3 protein-coding genes are annotated in these 2,284 nt (G+C 72.8%); 1 reads left to right on the forward strand and 2 read right to left on the reverse strand.

The genetic code is table 11. The features are described from left to right. Positions 1–522 precede the first annotated feature (522 nt). Positions 523–693, forward strand: a complete 171-nt coding sequence (locus tag ABZ641_RS33775) for a hypothetical protein (protein WP_344628233.1) — start codon at positions 523–525, stop codon at positions 691–693. A 55-nt stretch (positions 694–748) separates the two neighbouring features. Here the strand turns inward: ABZ641_RS33775 and ABZ641_RS33780 are convergent, their stop codons facing one another. Beyond that, the gene (locus ABZ641_RS33780) at positions 749–1,348 is read right to left on the reverse strand and encodes a hypothetical protein (protein WP_359988099.1); all 600 of its coding nucleotides are present in this window, start codon (positions 1,346–1,348) and stop codon (positions 749–751) included. Between the two features lie 54 nt (positions 1,349–1,402). Beyond that, positions 1,403–2,149, reverse strand: coding sequence for an alpha/beta fold hydrolase (locus tag ABZ641_RS33785; RefSeq protein WP_359988101.1), 747 nt, complete (start codon positions 2,147–2,149; stop codon positions 1,403–1,405). Positions 2,150–2,284: the final 135 nt, after the last annotated feature.

Here is a 2,284-nt window from a genome sequence, read left to right on the forward strand (position 1 = left end):
ACCGATTCGTTCCCTCGCGGACAGCTCGGCCTGGGGGGAACTCCGGTGCGACCGCGGGCGATCGCCGAAGACCAGCCGAAGGTAGCCGCCTCGGCGAGCCATGTCGAAGTTGCGTTTTCCCGGTCGAAGTGGCCTCCTGCACCGGCCCTCTGCACCGGCCCTCGCGAACACCGCCGGAAGGATCCACGGCGCCGACCCCCTGGGGTCCGTCGTGTGAGAGCGACTACTACGACCTGCTCCTGCTTTTCCTGGCTGTGGACCTGACGCCGGACCTGTCCGAGCCAGCGGTGCACGAACTGCGGCGGCCCGTGGGGCAGACGGAGGCACCGCCGGTGCTGGAGTCCGCCGACCGGGAGACCTGGGGCCACCGGTGGCAGGTCTTCGCCGGCGGGACGGCGAGCCACTCGTTCGACGGGGTGGACACCTCGGCGCTGCTCCGGCCGTGCACCGGCCGAACGCGGACGGCAGCATCCCTGGGCGCTGACCGCGCGGGCGTGCATCCACGAGGACGAGTTCGGCGTGATGACGGAGGTCGTCGAGTGGATCCTCCGCCGCGCGACCACGCGGGGGTGGGCCGGCTTCCTCCGTCATTCCGCTTCGGACGAGGTCCGGCACCTGGTGCGCCACGAGAACGGGTTCGACGTCGTCGACACCCGGACGCCCCGCAGGGACATCCGGGTGCCGTGGTCGTAGCGTCCGTGCCGGGCACCAAGGGTGATGGTGCCGGCCAGCGGGGCGTCGAGGTCCGTCAGGTGAGGGCGGTGACCCGGGCCTCGGCCTTCGTGGCGAGGCGGTGGAGGTCGGCTGGGGCGAAGGGGCCGATGGTGGTGACGTTCAGGTAGGTGAGGAGTCGGCCGCGGCGGACGAACAGCCGGGACCAGTGGACGTCCGTCCCGCGCGAGCCGACCTTGTGGCCGAGGAAGTAGCGAACGTCGTCCCCGAGGTCGCGGAACGCGTCGGCGTTCTGCTCGGACACCTGGGGGCCGAAGGAGGTGAGGGTGGAGACCAGTTCGGGGTAGCGGGAGACGGCGTCGGCCTCCGTGCCCGGGCGTTCGAGTTCCTCGTTGATCTCCTCGGTGTCCTCGCGTCCGTCGAAGGCGACGGACTGGAGGATGTCGCGGGTGCCGGGGTCCTCGAAGTCGCACGGGGATCCGGTCGCCCGGCTCCGGAAGCCGGCGGGAACGTCCCGCGCGGTGAGGAGCGCGTCGCACAGGGTCTGCGCCGTGACGGCGGCGGGCGACGCGGAGGTCCTCGCTGCGCCGCCGTTCGTGGGGGAGCAGGCGCAGGCGAGGAGGAGGGCCGCCCCGAGGGCGGCCGTTCCGGTCGTGCGGGTACCCCGGCCGTTCATGTACGCCCCCAAGTCGCTTCGGTCGGTGGCGAATCGTACAAGATCGACGGGCGCTCAGGAGCTTGCGGGGCGGCTGGTGGTGATGTCGTGGACGATGCGGCGGCAGAGGTCGGCGGTGTGCTCGAAGAGGTAGAAGTGGCCGCCGGGGAGGCTGTGGAAGGCGATGGCGTTGTGGAGGTGGGCGTGCCAGCGGCGGATGCGCTCGGGCGGGACGAGCGGGTCGGCCTCGCCGGCGAAGAGCGAGACGGGGGTGGTGAGCGGGTGGCCGCCGGGGTGGCGGTAGGTGTCGACGACCTCCAGGTCCCAGCGCATGGTGCGGACCATCCGCTCGGCGAGTACCGGGTGGTGCCAGACGCCCTCCGGGGTGCCGCCGAGCCGCCGCATGAAGTGCACCAGCCGTTCGTGCGGCCAGGTGTGGCGCTGCTCTGTGGCCGGCGGGCCGGTCTCCGGGGCGGGGCTGCCGGAGAGGCCGAGCCAGAGCGGTGCCCGGCCCAGCCGTTCCAGCACGCGGACGAGTTCGAAGGCGACGAGCGCCCCCATGCTGTGTCCGAACACCGCGTAGTGGCCCGCGACTTCGGACTCCAGGACGGGCAGCAGCAGCTCCGTCACCTCGGCGGCCGAGCGGCAGCCACGCTGCTTGGAGGTGTGCACCCGGCCGGGGAGTTCCAGCGCCAACACCCGCCAGTGGGCGGGCAGATGGCTGAGGAAGTCGCGGTAGCCGGCGGCCGACCCGCCGGCGTGGTGCAGCAGGACGAGGGTCAGCTCGGGGGTGTGCGGCGCGTGCAGTTCGAGGAGTCTCACGGTCTGGCTCCGACGAGCTGCCGGAGCGGCGTCCGCGGCGCAGCAGGGCGGGTGGTGCGGTGGATGGGGCCGTCGCCGGCGGAGAGGGGCAGGCAGCTGCCGCCGCGGCGGTGGGCGACGATTTCGGCGGCGACG

The organism is Kitasatospora sp. NPDC007106 (assembly GCF_040634455.1).
GTDB lineage: Bacteria > Actinomycetota > Actinomycetes > Streptomycetales > Streptomycetaceae > Kitasatospora > Kitasatospora arboriphila.

Excerpts from the sequence above, each read along its gene's own strand:
- ABZ641_RS33780 (WP_359988099.1), bottom strand. The coding sequence starts at position 1,348 with ATGAACGGCCGGGGTACCCGCACGACCGGAACGGCCGCCCTCGGGGCG.
- ABZ641_RS33775 (WP_344628233.1), top strand. The coding sequence starts at position 523 with ATGACGGAGGTCGTCGAGTGGATCCTCCGCCGCGCGACCACGCGGGGG.